The following is a 19,408-nucleotide window of genomic DNA, read 5'->3' as shown; positions in this document are numbered from 1 at the left end:
CGCATTATGTGGATGTACTTAGGACTTTTAGCGGCTTTATTTTTAGGATTACATAACTTATGTAAAAAACATGCTGTACAAGGCAATGAAGTGTTTCCTGTGCTTTTAGGAACTATTTCATCTGGATTTTTATTACTTCTCCCCTTTTATATAGGTTCTGTATTCTACCCAGAATACATGATTAAGATTCAGTTTTATATTACCAATATACCATGGAAAACCCATGGTTTTATTTTTATAAAATCTGCTATGATGGCAGCTTCTTGGTTATTAGCATATCAAGCCTTGAAACATTTACCAATAACTATTGTAACACCTATACGATCGGCAGGTCCTTTTTTTACCTTTATTGGTGCTATTCTTATTTATCAAGAAAAGCCTAGTTTTTGGCAATGGATAGGTTTCTTTCTTATTATTTTCTCTGTACTATTATATTCTAAAATAGGCAAAAAAGAAGGCATTCATTTTAAAAGAAATAAATGGATATTTGCTATTATAGGCGCTACCTTTTTAGGAGCTTCTTGTGGTTTATATGATAAATTTTTAATTCAGAATTTAACCTTAAACCCGCAAACATTACAATTCTGGTTTTGTTTATATACCGTACTTATTTTACTGATTATAATGACAGTAATCTGGTTTCCCAAAGCAGAAAAACGAAAAGCTTTTAAATGGCGTTGGTCAATCCCTTTAGTTGGGGTTTTGCTGCAAATTGCTGACTACTTTTCATTTAAAGCTTTACAAGATCCAGAAGCTTTAATTATGTTACTTTCAGCTATTAAACGTAGTCAGTTAATTATTGCAGTCGTTATAGGAGGTTTGATTTTTAAAGAACAAAACAAACGAAAAAAATTAGTGCCATTAGCAGGTATTATGTGTGGTGTATTTTTGATTTTGTATACATAAAGCTTACAAAATAGTAACTCTTACCTTCTTCTTTTTTAAGCGCGTATTATTTAATTTTTCTACCAGTTCTTCAGCTAGTGTTAACGGAATGCCTACAAAGGCACAATCAGGTTTTAATTCAATTGTTCCTAATTGATCTTTGTTAAGACCACCTTGTTTAAAAAACATACCTGCAATATCACCTTTTGAAATTTTATCTTTTCGTCCGCCTGAAATAAATAAGGTTTCCCAATATTGTGGTTTATGCGGTGCTTTTTTAGAAATATTAATGCCATTAACATTTTTTATAAATTCAGGTAATAACTGGTTTTCCCATTTTAATATATAGGCAGTTCCTTTAGCATTAACTCTAGCGGTTCTACCGTTTCTATGAATAAATTCTTCTTCATGACGAGGTAATTCATAATGAATAATATAATTCAGTTCTGGAATATCTATACCTCTTGCTGCTAAATCGGTTGCCACTAATACTTGGCAGGTACCGTTTCTAAATTTTATTAAAGCACGTTCTCTGTCTTTTTGTTCCATACCACCAGAAAAGCAAGCATGACTCAATTTATTTCGTTTTAAAAAACGACTCACTTCTCCTATGCTATCTCTTAAATTACAGAAAATAATCCCTTGTTCGTTGCCAATATGTTGCATCAAACTCAACAAGGTTTTTAGTTTATTTTTGTCTGGAGACACCACTGTTTTAATGGCTAACTTCGATTCTTTTTTTGCTTTTAAATAGTTGATTGTAGTTGGCTTATCCAACCTTACAAAACCAGGAATAGTAACACCTTGTGTTGCAGAGGTTAATATGCGTTTATTTACACTAGGAATTTGATCTATAATTGCTTTCATTTCTTCCTCAAAACCATCCTCTAAAGACTTGTCAAATTCATCTAAAATAAGTGTTTTTATACTCGCTTTAGAAAAGCGATCGCTATTAAAATGATCTAATATTCTACCAGGTGTTCCTATTAAAATAGCTGGGTTGTGTTTAATTTCAATTTTGTCTTTAGACATGGGTCTACCACCATAAACCGCATTAACTTTATAACCAGAACCAATAGAGCGAATAACCTGTTCTATTTGAATGGCTAATTCTCTTGATGGCACCAATATTAAAGCTTGAACTTCAGTAGAATCTAACTTTAAAGTTTTTAATAATGGTAACGAAAACGCCAATGTTTTTCCTGTGCCTGTTGGCGATAATATAATCGTGTTTGTTGTTGTTTCAATAACAGAAACAGCTTCCTCTTGCATAGGATTCAAGGCTTCGATATTTAATTTTGTTAAAATATCGTCTTGAGTTTTTATTGGGTTTGCCATACTATTTATTTCTTCTTTTTCTTTTTAGACACTTCTGGTTTAAGTACTACCGTACCCGTTTGCGCTAAGTAATTTGCTAATATTTTATCTACGAGCTCCTCTTTTGTTAAATGATGAAAGATCGTTTTTATTTTTGCTTTAAAATCTTCTGAAACCTCACGATTAGGTTTGGTTTTAAATATTTTTTTAGCCCATAACAAGCCATTGTTTTCTTCAATGCTCTGTGCATCAGCTTTTTCAAAGGTTTTAAAAACAATGCCTAATTCTTGTTCAAAATCAGCAATATCAACAACTTCTTCTTGTTGCAATATGGTTAATGAAAGCCCCTTTGCTCCTGCTCTGGCTGTACGTCCGCTTCTATGTACATAAGCATCATAGGTATCTGGCAAATGATAATTAACAACGTATGCTATATCTTTTACGTCAATACCACGCGCAGCTAAATCCGTCGCCACTAAAATATCAATATGACCTTCTCTAAACTGCCCCATGATTCTATCGCGAATACCTTGCGATAAGCTACCATGTAACGCACCAGACGAGAATTTATTAATAGCTAAATTTTTTGCTAATTTATTAACGGCTGCTTTGGTTTTACAAAATATAATACCACGTTGTCCTTCTTTCTTATTTAAAAAATGAAGTAATACGTCTAGTTTTTCTATTGGTTCTACAACCACATATTGATGATCGATTCCTTGATGACCTACAGTCCCCATGTCTGCTTCAATCTGTACCACATGTTTCGACATGTAATTCTGAACCAATTGCTTGATAGCTCCGGGCATTGTTGCAGTAAATAGCAAGGTGCGTCTCGATTTTGGGATGCTTTTAATAATAATATCCAAATCTTCTTTTAAAGCACTCACCATTTCATCGGCTTCATCCAGCACTAAATACTTTAAGTCTTTAATGTTGATAGCACCACGTTTTACTAAATCGACTAAACGCCCTGGTGTTGCCACTACTATTTGAGTTGGTGTTTTTAAACGCTCTATTTGAGGCTTTATAGGGATACCACCGCACACAGCTGCTACAGAAATAGCTGGACTATTGGTTGTAAACGATACTAAATTAGCGTGTATTTGTTGTCCTAATTCTCTTGTTGGTGCTAATATTAAGGCTTGCACCGTAGTATCTTCTGTATTTATTAACTGTAACAAAGGCAATCCGAAAGCTACCGTTTTACCAGTTCCTGTTTTTGCTAAAGCAACAACATCTTCTTTTTGTTTCAATACAACAGGAATGACTTTTTCTTGAATATCTGTTGGAACAGAAATTTGTAAATCGGCTAAACTTTGTTGTAATGAAGTATGAATTCCTAAATCAGAAAATAATTTTGACATAACGTAATTTTGTGCAAAGATAATGACACTTTCATAGGGAATGGCGTCAATTGGTTTATTATTCTATTTATTGGTTTCGATTGCGCTCTAACTGATAATGTGCTACAAATAAAACAAGACATAAAAAAAGCCCATCAATAACGATGAGCTTTCTTTTAAACTTGAAAGTATATGTATTAGATAACTTTTACGTTCACTGCGTTTAATCCTTTGTTTCCTTCTTGAAGATCGAACTCAACAACATCGCCTTCGCGAATCTCGTCAACTAATCCAGAAATGTGTACAAAATGATCTTTATCTACGCCTTCTTCAGTGATAAATCCGAATCCTTTAGAATCATTGAAAAATTTTACTGTTCCTTTACTCATTGTAATGTAATTAAATTTATAATATTTATTGATATGCAAAGGTGATGCCATTTATTGGACATACAACATATTAATTCACTTATTTTCAATTCATTATAATTCATACAAGATAGTCAAGGGGTTACAGTATAATTTTTTAATGCTTAGCAAACCCTTATTCCGTTTTTTTAATTAAAGGCTTACCTACTTTTAATATGTCTCTTCCTGCTACATCATTAATAATAGTTGCAGCCATCATATACCAAGCGCCCAAAGCACAAGCTATTAAAACATAAGCAGCCAAAGAAGTTACTTCTGGAAAACCAAAATGCGCTAAGTCTAGTAAAATAAAACCAATAGTTAAAGTGGTAAAAGTAAATATCATAGCAGTATGAATAAATAAAGATCCTACCAAGAAAATCATGGTCAAAAGTGTCCAAGCAATTAAATACATGCCAACATCAGTTTTTGAAGACGGATAAAGATCAAAATAATTTAACAACCAAATAACTCCTAAACCAATCCAAAAGGCACCGTAACTTGTAAAGGCAGCAAAGCCAAAATTATTGCCTGTTTTTTGCTCCATAAAGCCAGCTATTAATTGTGCTAATCCTCCAAAAACAAAACCCATAGCTACAACAGGGCCTAATCCGCACCATCCTAAATTATGAAATTGTAATAATAATGTTGTTAATCCAAATCCTGCTAAACCTACAACTGCAGGGTTTCCTAATTTTATAGTATTCATGTTTGTAATTTAATTTCAAGCAAAATACCTTCATTTAATTGGCTTTATTAATGATATTTATCAGTTAAAAAAAGCTTTCTAGTATTTGACACCAATAGATTTTAAAATTTATAAGTAAAATTCAGTAAAAACTTTAAGTTATCTGCAGCTTCATAACTAACAACATTCCCTTTACTGTCATAAGCTGCTATATTTTGAGCAGAAGCACTATAATTTACATAAGAATATTCTATTTCGGTTCCTATGCTTGTTCTATTAGAAATAAAGACTAGTCTAGGAGACACTCGCATCATGTTTTTTACGTTTCCCCATCGTCCTGTATAACTAGTAATATCTACTTTTTTTGTAGCACCTAAGTTTTCAGAATAACCAGCGAAAACACCTGCTACAAATGTTTTTCCAATGGTATTAATATCTAACCAAGAGGTTATGTTATTGTATGGTGTATACTCTACAATGCCTTTAGCAATTTGGTCCTGTGTGTAGTTTTTTTCTATAGCTGCATATCCACCCATCATAACAAGGTTGTCATTATTTTGACCATAAATTCCATAGGTTTTAATAGTGAGTTTTTTCAAAGTTATTTTAGCAAAAGCTAAAGCGGTATTAGAATTTACTTTCTGTTTGGTAATATAATTATTGGTGGTTATAATTTCTGGACGCAATGTTTTGTGTCCTAACCCTATACCTCCAATAAAGTTTTCGGTTTTATAATGTATATGAAGATGAAATTCTGGAATTAATGAGTTAATTTGAGAATCTGCTGCACCTTTATTTCTAAAATGTCCATTTGTTAATTGGGTCAAACTCATGGTTATTTTTCCTGAATTATAAGTAAATCTAAATTGCGGATTTCTAGCAAGTGGATTGAATGGAGATCCAGAGCCAAAGGAAACGGTTCCTGGATAACATTGTGGTAAAAATGTAGGATGCCAATATTGCCCTACTAACAACTGTGATTTAGTCCAATCTAGCTTTAAAAAGGCATGCCTAAGCCTGAAATTAAATTTTGAATCGGCATTTACACCAAAGAAATCACCTTCTATCATTCCTGATGTTTTTGCACCAAATGCCACAGGACCAGTAATTTTTGCTCTAATTCTTGAATTGATACCTATAAAGTTAAATGATGGCGTTTTATTAATGTCATTACCTTCATTATCTAACAGAATGGGTTCTGGCGCCAGTACAAATAAACCCTCGCCTCTTGCAGAAACACTTTGTCTAGTATTTATGCTAGCGTCGTTACTTATGTATCCGCTAAATTTGATAATAGATTGCAATCCTTTTTTCTGTGCTGTCATCAAAAACGAGATTGATAACATAAGTGAAAGTGAGATAACACTAACCGTTTTTTTATTCTTCATATTTATTACTAACTCAATAGGTATTATTTGCTTTTTTTTTGAAGAAGCAAAAATACTTTCATAATTAGCAGTATAATATGAGTTTTATCAGTTCATGCTATTGTATGTTTATTAAGAAGCTTTGATTTTGTTTTTAAATAAAGCCCAACAATACATTGAGCTTAATTATTAAATATGTTTCATAGTTTAGTATAAAATAAAATCTTCTTTCTTAAAACCATTATTAAATTTAATGTCACTAAATGTATATACACCAATAGGTATATAGCCTCCTTCTTTATTAGGCATAAACCCTTTACGTACCGTAGAAATTAAAATACCATCCACTTTTTCATAAGTTAAAGTCATTTTTAGTATTGGTTTGTTAATGCCCCAATCTGGTAATGAGAAGAAAAATTGATCTACTAAATGCGTCTTCGGGTTGAAATATAGGATGTATTCGTCATTTTTCTCTTTTTTGGTAATATTGGCATCATAAATTAAGCTTACATTATTATATGTAATGTCGCCTACTTTTTCCGTTCCTAGATATTTGTAATTAGTACCTGGATCTTTTAATTTATACATCATAGTGAACCAATAAAAATTTACTTTACGTAAAAAGATAGTGCCACCAATGGCTTTGGCATCTGTTATTTCTTGTCCATCTAAAGTTAATGCAGGTTTACCATCAACATACGATTGTATAGCAATCCCTTTTTTACCAGGTAACACATTTAAATCATGTTGCACGTAAGACGCCCAAGAATGCTCGCCATGAAATATATGACGTTCTGTTGATACATCTTTTCCTTTTTCAAAATTATCATATACATAATGAAATTGAACATCTTTTTTAGCTGCTAATGTTTTATAACCACCGTTTACAGCAACTAAAGCATCTAATAATTCGGCAGATTTAGCATCTGTATTTTGTGAGCTAATTGAAAGTGTAAATACGAGTGAAACTAAAAAACTAGCAAGCGTACTTTTAATTTGTGAATTCACGTTTATAGAGGTTTTAAGTTAATAATTAGTTTAGAAGTCGATATTAGTTGTAAAACTTACAGTTTTGAGATTACTATTATGGTCTTGAAATATTGGTGTTTTCGGCTTTATATAAATCTTCAGTTGCTTTTTTAAGATTTGCCTCAGGTAAAAACTGATCGCTTATAGTTAAAATCGCGTGTATATTATCACGCAATCTATCTAACTTAATAGCTTCTGGACTTATAGCGGTTTGTAGTAAATGAAGCGCCATATCTGATAAAAGTAAACGTTGCTTTTCTAACCACTTTTCATCTCCTTGCTTTGCAGCATTATTTAAATAACCCGTTTCAACTTGACTGTGTAGCTCCCAACTTGTTTTTAATAGTTTTAATTTATCTTCTTTATTCATCTTCTTTCATATCATTGCTTTATTACAATACGTTGCTTTTTCAAAATTTCTTATATTCATTGAGATAATTGGAACATTAGGAAACATAACTGTTAACGCTTCAATTATTTTTTTTGAAAGACTACTTTTTTGATTAATAGTGCGGCCTTACATAATATTTGCGAATATGTGAATAAAACTGTCTTTATCGTTTCCGATATTATAATACTTATATGGATTAATTCGTACTTTGATGTCTCCTTTGTCAAAAAGATTTGTAGATTCTGCAGTATCATACACATTTTGCATGATATCTTTTGGAGATTTTAATGATATTATATTTTCTGAACAATCTATTATAAAATGTGGCATGATTACTTTTTTAAAGTTTAAAACTTATTATACTCTTTCAGAATTTAGACGTATTTATATTTAATTCCAAACACCAGTTGCTGCTGTTTCTTTTGCGTATTGACTAAAATCTTTTGGCTTTCTTCCTAAAACAACTTCAATATCGTTGGTGATTTCAGAATTAGTTGGGTTACCTAAAACTTCAGAAAATAAATATTCAATCAACCATATAAAATCTGCAGGAATCCCTTGATCTTTCATAGCTTTCACATAAGCTGACAAACTAATTGGAGTAAAGGTGATTGCTTTTCCTGAGGCAATAGAAACCTCTTGAATAGCTTCTTTAAAGTTTAAGAGTCTTGGTCCTGTAAGTTGATAAATTTTACCATTATGCATCTCATTTAATAATGCGGCTACAGCAACATCTGCAATATCATCTGTGTCAACATAAGGAACTTTAGCTTCTGCTTGTGGTAATGCTACAAATCCTTCTAATATAGGTTCTAGAAAAAAGCTTTCACTAAAATTCTGATTAAACCAACTTGCGCGAACAATGGTATAATCTAATCCAGAATGAATAACTACTTGCTCACAAAGCTCAGCTTCTCTTTCACCTTTGCCTGAGAGCAATACTAACTTTTTTATCCCACAACGTTTTGCTTGTTTTGTTAGTTCTTCTATAGCTTCTAATGCTCCTGGAACCGCTAAATCTGGTTGAAAAGTGATATACACTTTATCCATACCTTGCATGCTTTCTGACCATGTTTCAGGATTACTCCAATCAAAAATAGGTGTTGCATTTCGAGAGCCAATGCGTACATTATGACCCAGTTGATTTAATTTTTCGACTACTTTACGTCCTGTTTTTCCTGTTCCTCCGATTACTAAAATGTTTTCTTTCATGATTTTGTTATTTATTTATTATTGTTTAAATATTGTTTTTTGTTATTTGAATAAGGCTCATTATAAGCAGAATAAATGATGCTATTGCGCTTAATGTTCTAATGAGATGAAATTGATTCCACTTGACTTCAAAGTTGTTTCTAAGAGTTGTTAATTTTTCTTGAGATGCAGTTCGTAAATCTGGTTTATCTAACATTTCATTTAGAGGTACGTTTCCCATAATGGTAACTAATACAATTCCTAAGAAGTATATTAATACCGCTAAACCTAATAGACAAACAACTGAATTTGAAGTGTTTTTGAATACAAACAAATTGATGATTCCTAGTATAAAAGGACCAAAAAACACTATAAAAAATATAGGGTTTAAAATGGTTCTATTCATTTGTTGAAAGGACATTAAATATCCGTAATCATCCAGTCTTCCAATACCAGGAGTAATGGCATTAGACCATGTAAAACACAAGCCTGCTGATAATCCTGTAAGTACTATTAATAAGCCTAAACTGATATGTTGAAAAGTGAATTCCATAGTCTTAAGATTTTATGTTTCTTAGTTTAGGATAAACACGCGCATAAAAATATAATGCTGCTACTATTAGAATTTCGAAAGCGATGATCCAGAAATCTAACGCAGTAAAAAAACTATAGTGGCTACCACCATTTGGTATTACAAAAAGTGGAACCGTAATAAGTGCATCTAATGCAGCAGCAGTTATAAGTATAGTCTGCCCTATTTTAAGTCCGTGAGTGTTTCGGTCTTTTTTGTAGTAGAAAGCAGAAGTAAACCACACCAAAGGCATAATGGTAATAAACAAGACCACGTTTACCTGTGTATCTGCATTTTCCAAAAGGGGAATAGCATAAGAAATTGAATATAATAGGAATGCAATAGTCCAAAGAATAAACCCTGTTAAAATGGCTCGTTTTGTTTTCATGTCTTTATATTTAAAAGTTACATGGCAAAACTATAGCGTAAGAAAAAAAAGAATTTGTTTTAAAAGGAGAAAGAGTTGTTCGAAAAGGAGCTTACTTGATTTGACTAGGTCTGTAACCAAACTTTTTTTCGAAAGCATTAGAAAATGAGCTCAAGCTATCATACCCAACATGCCATGCGGCTTCTTGTACGGTAGATTCCTCATTTCGAATCATTTTATGAGCCATTGTAAGGCGTTCGTTTTGAAGATATTTAAAAACAGGCACCCCAAAAAAAGCTTTAAATTCTTTTTTTAAAGTAAACGTATTCAATCCTATTTGTTTAGAAATTTCATTTAAAGACGGTGGATTATCTATATTTTTCAATAAAAGATCTTTAGCCTGAATCAATTTTTCGCGTTCGGGTAATTTTATTTTCTCTGTTTTTAAACTTGCTAATTCTCCGAAATAATGAGAAAGTAATGTGGTGATTTGACTTCTGAAAAACATCATTTTAGTTTTTCCTTCATATTGAATATTGAAAAGAGAGCCTACAATACGATGCATTTCCGGTGTCATTGTAAATCGAGGTCCTTCTACATAATAATCTGAAGGGTTTACAAGTTGATTAAGCATATCTCCAAATAGCTCCCCTTCCTGATTAGGAAGTTTATCTAATAACTTAGTAGTTGTAGTTATTAAGATGCATTGTAAGGATTTATCAGCAGAAACAGAATGCTCAAATTCTACGTTTTCGTCTGCATAAAAGGAGAGTGCTAATCCTTTAGTTTGTTTGTAAGATTGCTGTTTTTCTCCATACTTTATATTTAAATCTACATTACCAGAACCATAAAACGCGACAGCAATAAGAGGTTCTTCGAAAAAACATGAATCTACTGTAGGTGTATTTACTTGGGCTTCTTCAACCAAAATAGTAAAATTATTGATGTCTATAATATCTCTGGTCATAGAATTTATTTCAAAATATTATAAGATCTAAATTAATATATAGTAAAATATCCTGTTGTTAGTATATTTTTTCCTGCCCATACTTCAACACGATAATTTCCAGGAGACCAATAAGAATAGCTTTCATTATAACCATAGCCATTCCATAAAATGGCTACTTGCCAACTTTTAGGAACTAAAAATTCAAGTTTTGGCGAGCCTAAAAGTGTGCCATCTGGATTAAAATATTTTAGAGTTAAATCGGTTGTAAAATCGGTTTTATTGTAATTTGGATTAGCAAATTTTATATTAGTAAATACCTTTCTTGTATTATTTCTTGAGAACCTATTAGTAAAGACTTTGTCTTCAGGCGCTTTTTCTCCTCCTTCAAAAAATTTAATTTCTGAAATTTCTCTTACAACTTTTCCATCTGTTATATAAAATGAGGCAGATCCTATTTCATAACCTTTAATACTGGCATTAACATAATATTTACCTGTCTTCCAAATTCCTGCTTTATCATATCCAAAACTTCTAGCAACAAAAGTTTCACTCTTTGTTTTAGGAATAGTAGTTTCAATATTTGTAGTACCAAATAATAGCCCATCTGCAAAATGATAATCTAATTTAATATTGATGGGGTTATCACTTTTATTATAAAGATCATTTTTAAGCTTAAAATAAGTGCCTATATGTGTTGCTTCACTCTTAAAAAACGAATTCCTAAGCATACTTGTTCCTTCTAAATGCTCGTAAAATGCCATGTATTTAACCGTTACATTTTGTGAATAAGCTGCAACAATATTGATAAGTAGAAAGAATATAAAGGTGGTAATTTGTTTTCTTTTCATAAGACTTGTACTGCTTTATAATTTTGGTTTTACATTTCCGTTATAACGTATAGAATTTCTAGAGGAGCTATTAAGTATCATTTCACAATTTAAACTAGGGTAAAGTTTTATAAATACATTAAAATTCTCATTATTACTTTTAGCTTTAAACTTGATATCATAACTTTGATTTTTATTTTTAACCGGTTTATAATCTTCAATTAAGCCGTTAAATTGTATAGCTGAATCTGTTCCACCATAATCTACCTGCATTTGACGTTCACCAAAATAAGGTAAGTAAGATGTAATACTATCTCCAGAAATGGTTAAAAAATTAGCATTTCCTATTAAACTTATACTTCCTGCCGAACTTCCTGGTTGCATAATACCAGAATTTAAAACTTGTTGCATAGCATTTGTTACTTGCGGATATACCCAATCAGATTCTATAGTGAATTGTTGATTTTTAATTAATATATCTAAAGCTTCAATTTCTGTTTGTGTCACAGAGTTTTTTGATGCTCTACAAGAAAAAAAGAAGCATCCTATAATAACAACACTATAACTTATTAGTTTCATTTTAAAATTTTATTACGTTCTAAAATACAAAACATATGGCATTTTTAATAGAAAACTGATGAATTGTATTTATTTTTCTATTAAGAACTCATACTTTAGCATGATAATGAATTTAAAACAAAAGCAGCTTCAATTACAGTTTCAAGGTTATTTAAACACCTCATTACTTTGGAAAACACATGAGGTTTTTGGCTTGAAACAATTAGAAATAAGTAAACAAAGACATTTTGTTTTTAATGACATAATTCCTGACAATTTACGATTAGGAAAACGCGTAGAACGCTTTGTTAGTAGAGAAATTGAAAAGGATGACCGCATAGAGGTTTTGCTAGAAAACACTCAAATACAGAACCAGAAACTAACTATTGGAGAGCTTGATTGTATTTTAAAGTTTAATGAAACACCTATTCATTTAGAAATTATTTATAAGTTTTATTTGTATGACCCCACTATAGGGGCTACTGAAATTGAACATTGGATTGGACCAAACAGAAATGATAATCTACTAAAAAAATTAACAAAATTAAAAGAGAAGCAATTACCGTTACTATATAACGTACACACGAAACCGTATCTAGATGCGTTAAATTTAAATGCTGAAAGCATTTTACAACGAGTTTGTTTTAAAGCACAATTATTCATACCATACAATACAAGTGCTGTAGATTTTAAATTACTAAATAAAGGCTGCTTAAAAGGATTTTATATTCCTTTTTCTGAAATAGAACAATTTACTTCTTGTAAATTTTATATTCCGAACAAAGTAGATTGGTTATTAGAAGTTCAAACTCACGTAAATTGGTTGTCCTATACCTCTTTTGTTGAAAAAACAACCATTTTAATAAATAAAAAAACAGCACCTTTATGTTGGATAAAATTTCCTAAAGGAGCTGTTCAAAAGTTTTTTATTGTGTGGTGGTCTTAAACACCAAAACTATATGTTACTACTGATTTAATATTGTATTTTCATTTAAAATAATATCTTTTGTTGCCACATACATATTATCTTTTTTATTAAGTTTTAACATACTCATAACAGCTTTTGCTCGACATGCTAAAGTTAAGTCTGGCAATAATGGATCATCATCAAAAAAGAATGATGTTAATTCATATTCTGATTTTCCAGGTTCTTTAATAGTACGATGTATTTGTCTTAATTCCTTAGACCGTATAAACTTCCCAGGAATAAATGTATAAAAAGTGTATTGTCCGTCGGAATTGGTTTTTATCCAACCTCTATGTTTTATGTAACGCTTACGGTTTTCATCTCTTTTAAGGTCATAATTTCCATCTTCATCAGGTTGATGTATAAAAAGTATAACATTACTAGCAGGCGTTTTTCCATCACTTTGATAAATAGTTCCTGTAATTTTAAGCTTGTCTGTTTTCGTAGCGAAATCAGGGATAGTATCTGTATTATTTAGTTGTTTTTCAGAATAATCAAAGACAGCATTTCGTTTCTTGTAGTTTACCGGAATATCGTTACTAGTACTTGCAGATTCTTGTGCAATAAGTGTGCTAAAACTTATTAAACACGCAAAAAACATTAGGGGCGTTAGTTTTTTCATGATAGTATTAATTGTTTAATATTCTCAAAACTAAATCATTATATTATCTCTTCCTAAAAAATCTTATGAACTATAAAATATACACGATGAAATGATAAAATCTAGATGAAATGCAATTAATAAAGAAATATTATAAAAAAGAATATACTATTCTATTTATTTATAACTAACGAATCAAGCACAGCACCACCCATAGATGCAATTGTTTTTAGTTTAAGTTGTCTTCCTTCAATATTTATAAGTGTAAAATGCCCCCTATGAGCCGAAGCTGCTACAATATCTTTATCACATTGCCCTGGGTTCCAATCTTTTTTTAACTTCCCTCCTGCACCTGTAGTAATTTGTATAAAACCATCTTTTATATCGGCGTATTCATTTAATGGCTTATTATATTTTTCAATAACATTTCCATTTTTATCAAAAGGCATAAGTCTTTCATAAGTATGTGCATGTCCGTTTAAAACTAAATCAACGTTGTATTTAGTAAATAACGGATACATATCAACCACAGCTTTATATTCAGGTTTGTAAGTACAACTAATGCCGTTATGATGAAAGTATACAAATATCCAATCATATTTATTTTGTGCATTTTTTAAATCGTTTTCAAACCATTTTAATTGATTTTTCTGATCGTACATATCTCCACTTCTGGTATCCAATGCAATAAAATGAGCATTGCCATAATCATAATAATAATAATGTTCATTATTAGGAAGTTTCCATTCAGTAGTAAAATTAGTATCAGGATTGACATGCCAATCATGATTTCCTAAAGCAGGATAAAACGGGATGTTTTTCAGAATAGGTTCCATAGGCTTAAAAAGATAAGCATCTGCAAAAGAACTTTCCCCGTCAGGGTAAATAATATCTCCTAACCCAAGTCCAAAATCAGGTCGATCCTTCAAATTATGTATTTGCCAAGATGTAATTTCAGGAAACCCACCTTTGTATACAGGTTCTCCAATATCTCCCATGGCATAAAAGGAAAAACTAGCATTTTTTTCAACAGGCTCCGTTTTAAAAAAGTACTCTTCACCCGAAGCTAGTAGTTTTTCATCAGTATAAATAGAGTAATAATATTTTTTACCACGATCAAGACCTTTTATAGTAACAGTATTTCTTGTTTTAAAACTATCTTTTAATATATAACCATCAGCTGTTTTATTCATAGCTTTAGAGGTACCATATTTTACTTTAGCATGCTCACCTTTATTTGTTATCCATAAAATACTTATACTGTCTTTAAAAGCATTTTGTAAATATGGTTGGCGTACCAACTGTACGGTATTTGTTGTATTGTATGATGGTTTACAATTAAAAACCAAGAATAAACAGGTTAGAATTGTTATTAATTGAAGAACATTTTTAGTTGGAAATCGCATAATTTAAATTTAGAAAGCAAAGATAAAATCTTCTTTATTACGCTAAGGTTAATATACTGTTACTTAACATATCGATTTTTATTTCTAATAAATTCAATGAAAAATATAATAATGATAATGAGTAATAAAATAATTATAATACAATCATCTTAATCTTTTTATCTAAAGCATCTCATTTAACGTTTTAAACCAATCGTCAATATTCATTTTATTTGTATTTAACGCTATACTTCCATTCCCGTAAGGTGCATAAACATTTTCATTGGTTACCGAAAAGAAACCAACAGTTGGTGTTAATGACGCACTTGCTAAGTGCATCACACCATTATCTGCTGCTATAAAAATAGAGGTGTTATTTATGATGGCTCCCATTTCTCGAATGTCTTTACTGTAGAAATTTGGTGCTTTGAAGTTTATTTTTGAAATGTTTTCAATAGGTAGCATTTCTATAATATTATAATTAGGAAACTCTTTTTGTAAACGCTCATAGAAGGTTAACCACCAAGCTTCAGAATAACACTTATCTCCTGTGGCATTGGTGTATATACAAATGGTTTTTTTATCATTTTTAATAATTTCATCTAAAATTTTCTTACCATTAGAAAGTTCAGAATCGTTCAATTTTATATCTAACAAAGGAACTTGATTTTCATTTTTAGGAAACCCTATTTTAGCTAAATAATCTCTTAAATTATAAACAGGATACTTTGAAATGTGTTGGTAATCTTTATGTAGCTTCGCAATATCTTCATTTGCTTCACCAAAAATTTTTATGGATGCTTTGGCTAAGTTTGTTAATAATCTTCCTGAAGATGAGTTTTTATCACCATTAATTACTAAATCATAGGTTTCTTTTTTTATTGATAACCATGATTTCGCATATTTCAATAAGTTACTAAATGGTTTTCTAGGAAGTTGAATTATTTTTTCAACCTCTGCATAATTTTCAAAAACAGGATATGCAACTCCGCCTTTTACAAACAAATCTATTTTACAACCCGGAAACGTATTAATCACTTCTTGTACAATAGGTGTTAATAAAAGTTGATTACCTAATCTATGGTTAGGTCTAATAATTAAAACTCGTTTTATGTCTGATGCATTAAGAGATCCTATTTTTGGTTCAGAATAAGAACTCCCAATATTTTTAGTAAGACTGTGCGTGATTTTTCTTCTTATACTATTAATACGTTTTGAAAAACTCATTATAAATGCTGTTATATAAAGCGTGTAAAAGTACAAATACAGATGATGGTAGACAAACACAATACATGTACTTTAAATTATTTTTTAGAACTATATGCAACCTTTTAGTTTTTTACTTGTCTATAATAGTAACTTAAAAAATAAAACTATTTTTAAGACGAATTAAAGCTAGCATATTTTAATTGGAAGCTAACATTTTATATACACATAAAGACCTTGTTGAAAACAGCAAGTTAGGTGATAGAAAAGCACAATATAAATTGTATGAGCTTTATGTTGACGCTATGTATAATATTAGTATGCGTATGATGCATATTAGAGAAGATGCAGAAGATGTTGTACAAGATAGTTTTGTTGAAGCATTTAACAATTTGTCCTCATTTAGATATGAAAGTACATTTGGTTCATGGTTAAAGCGCATTGTAGTGAATAAAAGTATTAATTACTTGAAGAAGAAAAAAATACCCGTTGTGCCAATTGAAAATGAAATGTATCATATAAAAACGGATGATATTGAAGATGACGGTCCAGCAATGGATATAAAAAAAGTTATTGCAGGTATAAGGCTTCTGCCCTCGGGGTATCAGCAAATAATAAACTTGTATTTAATTGAAGGATATGATCATGGTGAGATTTCAGAAATATTAGATATAACAACATCTACTTCTAAATCGCAATACCACAGAGCAAAGAAAAAATTAATTGAAATTATAAAGACATTATGATGGATGATTTTGAAAAAAACATAAGAGAAAATAGATCTCTTTTTGATGAACATAAAGCTGATAGAAGCAAACTTTGGGCAAATATTGAATCTAAATTAAATGAGCCAGAGGCCAAACCAAAAGTTATAAGCTTATGGAATAAACCTATGTTTAAAGTGGCTGCAACCATTGTTATTGCTCTTGGTATATTTTCTTTAGTAAATACCATAAATACTGCTGGAAGTGATGAACAGAATAGTTTTGCTAATCAAGAATTAAATGATATTGATGCGCACTATAAAGGTTTGGTAGCCTATCAAGTTAAATTGGTTGATAACAACACGCAATTATCGGCTAAAGAAAAGAAAGAGTTTCTATCATTTATTGATGAATTAGATGTTGAATACGAAGCACTAAAATTAGAACTAAATAAGAATTTAGATAGTGAAGTTATTTTAGAAGCAATAGTAATAAATTATAAAAAAAGAATAGAGTTAATAGAGAACTTATTGAAGCAAATTAATAGTTCTAAAAACATAGAAGATGAAGAAGCATATATTTTATAAAAGAATAACACTACTAATTTTAGTATTGGTTAGCTACACAATGCAGTCTCAAGAAATAGTAACTAAAAAAATTGAGAAGACCTTTAAAATGACGAATGCAGGTGAATTGCATTTAAATAATAAATACGGTAATGTAATAATTTCTGGTTGGGAGGAAAATAAAGCAGCCGTGGTTATTGATATTAAAGTAAACAATAAGAAAAAAGAAAATGCAAAAGCACTTATTGACAGGATTATTGCAGATATAAAAACTGCTGGAGATTTTGTGAGTATTACCTCTACAATATCAGAAAAAAATACCAGCTTTTTTTCAAGATATTTCAATAAAGTTAATCCGTTTGAGTTTGATAAAAGTAATGTTGAAATTAACTATAATGTATACTTACCAATTAATGCAGAAATTGATGTTACCAATATGTTTGGCGATATTATTATTGATAATTGGACAGGTAAATTAAAGGCTAATTTAGAACATGGTGATTTATGGATTAATGATATTGTATCTAATGCTAAAATAGATATGAAATTTGGTAAGCTTAGAGCAAAATCCATTACTTACGGAACAATAAATTTAAAAAATGGAGACATAGATATTACAAAATCTAAAAATTTACTATTAAGAACTAGTGGTAGCAATATAGATATTGATACAGTTACTAATTTAGAACTCTACTCTAGTAAAGACGAAATAGCTATAGAACATGTTGAAGATATTACAGGTGAAATTTATTTTTCAAAAGTGACGACTCAAAGTATTGGAGACAAAATTAGTTTACTAATGCGTGTTGCAGAATTAAGAGTATCAAAAATAAACCAGCCAGATGCCATGGTTGATATTAATCAAGAATCATCAGATATTCATATAAACATTACGGGGCTGTCATTTAAGTTTAATGCTACATTAGAGCAAGGTTTATTAAGGCTACCTAAAACATTTTCAAATGTTAAAAGTAAAGTCATAAACAAAAGCGAAAGACTTAGAGAAATTACAGCCAACTATGGCAGCTTAAAAAAAGGCGTCTTTTCTTTTGCAGGGAAAAAAGGTGTTATTGTTTTAAATGAATAACATTAAAAATTCACTCATAATTTTTCAAAAACAACTATTTACATGCAACCCTTTTTTAATTGTGTTGTCTATAATAATAACTATATAAATTAACAATAATGAAACAATATTCCATTTTTTTAGTTCTACTATTTTTTAGCTTAACTAACTTTTTAAATGCTCAAGAAGAATCAAACACCGATTATATTGAGTTTAACGATAGAAAAAACACAGTGCATGGTGTATATGTAGGATTAGGCATGTATACTGGTAAAATACACGGTGCAGATACGTATTCAGCCGATTTAAAAATTGCTTATGTTGCAAATCAACAATTTGAAGTTGGTTTTGTTGGAGTGGGCTTTTATTCCGATTTAAATAATCAAGGATTAAGCGTTTACGATAGAGATTTAGTTGGTGGATATGGTGGGTTACATCTAGAACCTATATTATTTGGTAAATCTTTATTAAGTGTATCATTCCCTGTGCTTATAGGTGGAGGCGCTGTCGCTTTATTAGATGATAAAGATGTTGAAGATAATATTGTTGTAGAAGATGATGAATGGCAAGCTGTTTTTGTCGTAGAACCTGGTATTAATGTCTTATTTAATTTATCAAGATATGTACAACTAGAAGCTGGAGCTAAATACCGTTTTTCTAGTAAAATAGATTTAAATCCTGATTATGACTTTAATAATATTAATGGCTTTTCAGCAGGTGTAGGTATTAAAATTGGTGTGTTTAATATGGGTAGAAACCGATACAAAAAAAATATAACTGATGAAAATTAAAACACTAAGTGATAAGATAAATTCTGTTCATGTTATTTCAAAAAACAATAAAGTATTTGTAAAATCGGAAGCGAACGAATGGTTTCCTATAAATTTTCAATGGATTCCAATTACAAAGCTTAATGACGCAATGAAATAAATATAAAGACGAATTACATATGACAGTAATGATAAAATCATATACCAATATGAATCATTAAATAAAAAAAATCATCAATCAATTAATCAA

The 19,408-nt window shown here is 30.4% G+C and carries 24 protein-coding genes; 7 read left to right on the top strand and 17 right to left on the bottom strand.

The features are described from left to right. Positions 1–6 precede the first annotated feature (6 nt). A complete protein-coding gene (locus tag ACH5TX_RS18650; RefSeq protein ID WP_439341005.1) occupies positions 7–906 on the top strand; it encodes an EamA family transporter in 900 nt (299 codons plus the stop codon). Positions 907–909: 3 nt separating this feature from the next. Here the strand turns inward: ACH5TX_RS18650 and ACH5TX_RS18645 are convergent, their stop codons facing one another. The 14 genes from ACH5TX_RS18645 to ACH5TX_RS18580 form a co-directional block, all read right to left on the bottom strand. Beyond that, the gene (locus tag ACH5TX_RS18645; protein ID WP_439341004.1) at positions 910–2,223 is read right to left on the bottom strand and encodes a DEAD/DEAH box helicase; all 1,314 of its coding nucleotides are present in this window, start codon (positions 2,221–2,223) and stop codon (positions 910–912) included. 5 nt (positions 2,224–2,228) lie between these two features. Beyond that, a complete protein-coding gene (locus ACH5TX_RS18640; RefSeq protein WP_439341003.1) occupies positions 2,229–3,569 on the bottom strand; it encodes a DEAD/DEAH box helicase in 1,341 nt (446 codons plus the stop codon). A 176-nt stretch (positions 3,570–3,745) separates the two neighbouring features. Beyond that, positions 3,746–3,937 carry a cold-shock protein gene (locus tag ACH5TX_RS18635; protein WP_439335591.1) on the bottom strand — a complete coding sequence of 64 codons (192 nt, stop codon included), beginning with the start codon at positions 3,935–3,937 and terminating at the stop codon, positions 3,746–3,748. 154 nt (positions 3,938–4,091) lie between these two features. Further along, positions 4,092–4,664, bottom strand: coding sequence for an acetate uptake transporter (locus ACH5TX_RS18630; protein WP_439341002.1), 573 nt, complete (start codon positions 4,662–4,664; stop codon positions 4,092–4,094). A gap of 101 nt (positions 4,665–4,765) precedes the next feature. After that, complete coding sequence (locus ACH5TX_RS18625) at positions 4,766–6,031, bottom strand: hypothetical protein (RefSeq protein ID WP_439341001.1); 1,266 nt, start codon at positions 6,029–6,031, stop codon at positions 4,766–4,768. Between the two features lie 186 nt (positions 6,032–6,217). After that, entirely contained in the window at positions 6,218–7,018 is an 801-nt protein-coding gene (locus ACH5TX_RS18620; protein WP_439341000.1) for a DUF6503 family protein, read from the bottom strand. 76 nt (positions 7,019–7,094) lie between these two features. After that, a complete protein-coding gene (locus tag ACH5TX_RS18615) occupies positions 7,095–7,409 on the bottom strand; it encodes a hypothetical protein (RefSeq protein WP_439340999.1) in 315 nt (104 codons plus the stop codon). Positions 7,410–7,556: 147 nt separating this feature from the next. Beyond that, on the bottom strand, positions 7,557–7,760 hold the full coding sequence (locus tag ACH5TX_RS18610) for a tautomerase family protein (protein WP_439340998.1): 204 nt from the start codon (positions 7,758–7,760) through the stop codon (positions 7,557–7,559). A gap of 60 nt (positions 7,761–7,820) precedes the next feature. Beyond that, complete coding sequence (locus ACH5TX_RS18605) at positions 7,821–8,642, bottom strand: NAD(P)H-binding protein (RefSeq protein WP_439340997.1); 822 nt, start codon at positions 8,640–8,642, stop codon at positions 7,821–7,823. Positions 8,643–8,667: 25 nt separating this feature from the next. Then, positions 8,668–9,174, bottom strand: coding sequence for an anthrone oxygenase family protein (locus ACH5TX_RS18600; RefSeq protein WP_439340996.1), 507 nt, complete (start codon positions 9,172–9,174; stop codon positions 8,668–8,670). 4 nt (positions 9,175–9,178) lie between these two features. Next, positions 9,179–9,580, bottom strand: a complete 402-nt coding sequence (locus ACH5TX_RS18595) for a DUF5367 family protein (RefSeq protein WP_439340995.1) — start codon at positions 9,578–9,580, stop codon at positions 9,179–9,181. Positions 9,581–9,671: 91 nt separating this feature from the next. Next, positions 9,672–10,526, bottom strand: coding sequence for a helix-turn-helix transcriptional regulator (locus tag ACH5TX_RS18590; RefSeq protein ID WP_439340994.1), 855 nt, complete (start codon positions 10,524–10,526; stop codon positions 9,672–9,674). A 32-nt stretch (positions 10,527–10,558) separates the two neighbouring features. Continuing rightward, the gene (locus ACH5TX_RS18585; protein WP_439340993.1) at positions 10,559–11,356 is read right to left on the bottom strand and encodes a hypothetical protein; all 798 of its coding nucleotides are present in this window, start codon (positions 11,354–11,356) and stop codon (positions 10,559–10,561) included. A gap of 15 nt (positions 11,357–11,371) precedes the next feature. After that, entirely contained in the window at positions 11,372–11,914 is a 543-nt protein-coding gene (locus ACH5TX_RS18580; protein WP_439340992.1) for a DUF4251 domain-containing protein, read from the bottom strand. Positions 11,915–12,020: 106 nt separating this feature from the next. Between ACH5TX_RS18580 and ACH5TX_RS18575 the strand changes: the two genes are divergently transcribed. Continuing rightward, positions 12,021–12,839 (top strand): DUF1853 family protein, encoded by an 819-nt coding sequence (locus ACH5TX_RS18575; RefSeq protein ID WP_439340991.1) that lies wholly within the window; start codon positions 12,021–12,023, stop codon positions 12,837–12,839. 19 nt (positions 12,840–12,858) lie between these two features. Here ACH5TX_RS18575 and ACH5TX_RS18570 read toward each other — a convergent pair whose 3' ends face one another. The 3 genes from ACH5TX_RS18570 to ACH5TX_RS18560 all read right to left on the bottom strand — a co-directional run bounded on the left by ACH5TX_RS18570 (position 12,859) and on the right by ACH5TX_RS18560 (position 16,073). Further along, entirely contained in the window at positions 12,859–13,482 is a 624-nt protein-coding gene (locus ACH5TX_RS18570) for a hypothetical protein (protein WP_439340990.1), read from the bottom strand. 152 nt (positions 13,483–13,634) lie between these two features. Then, the gene (locus tag ACH5TX_RS18565; protein ID WP_439340989.1) at positions 13,635–14,867 is read right to left on the bottom strand and encodes a purple acid phosphatase family protein; all 1,233 of its coding nucleotides are present in this window, start codon (positions 14,865–14,867) and stop codon (positions 13,635–13,637) included. A 162-nt stretch (positions 14,868–15,029) separates the two neighbouring features. Next, on the bottom strand, positions 15,030–16,073 hold the full coding sequence (locus ACH5TX_RS18560) for a glycosyltransferase family 9 protein (RefSeq protein WP_439340988.1): 1,044 nt from the start codon (positions 16,071–16,073) through the stop codon (positions 15,030–15,032). Between the two features lie 182 nt (positions 16,074–16,255). On the opposite strand from ACH5TX_RS18560, the gene ACH5TX_RS18555 reads away from it, so the two are divergent. The 5 genes from ACH5TX_RS18555 (at position 16,256) to ACH5TX_RS18535 (ending at position 19,318) form a co-directional block, all read left to right on the top strand. Then, positions 16,256–16,798 carry an RNA polymerase sigma factor gene (locus ACH5TX_RS18555; RefSeq protein WP_439340987.1) on the top strand — a complete coding sequence of 181 codons (543 nt, stop codon included), beginning with the start codon at positions 16,256–16,258 and terminating at the stop codon, positions 16,796–16,798. Beyond that, a complete protein-coding gene (locus ACH5TX_RS18550; RefSeq protein ID WP_439340986.1) occupies positions 16,795–17,343 on the top strand; it encodes a hypothetical protein in 549 nt (182 codons plus the stop codon). Before ACH5TX_RS18555 ends, ACH5TX_RS18550 begins: the two co-directional genes overlap by 4 nt. Then, on the top strand, positions 17,321–18,409 hold the full coding sequence (locus ACH5TX_RS18545; protein ID WP_439340985.1) for a DUF4097 family beta strand repeat-containing protein: 1,089 nt from the start codon (positions 17,321–17,323) through the stop codon (positions 18,407–18,409). The genes ACH5TX_RS18550 and ACH5TX_RS18545 overlap by 23 nt, the downstream gene beginning before the upstream one ends. A 98-nt stretch (positions 18,410–18,507) precedes the next feature. After that, positions 18,508–19,179 (top strand): hypothetical protein, encoded by a 672-nt coding sequence (locus tag ACH5TX_RS18540; RefSeq protein WP_439340984.1) that lies wholly within the window; start codon positions 18,508–18,510, stop codon positions 19,177–19,179. Further along, positions 19,169–19,318, top strand: coding sequence for a hypothetical protein (locus ACH5TX_RS18535; protein ID WP_439340983.1), 150 nt, complete (start codon positions 19,169–19,171; stop codon positions 19,316–19,318). Before ACH5TX_RS18540 ends, ACH5TX_RS18535 begins: the two co-directional genes overlap by 11 nt. Positions 19,319–19,408 lie beyond the last annotated feature (90 nt).

This window comes from Thalassobellus citreus, assembly GCF_044385915.1.
GTDB classification, from domain to species: Bacteria; Bacteroidota; Bacteroidia; order Flavobacteriales; family Flavobacteriaceae; genus Thalassobellus; species Thalassobellus citreus.
This window is presented reverse-complemented; position numbering and strand designations above follow the sequence as displayed.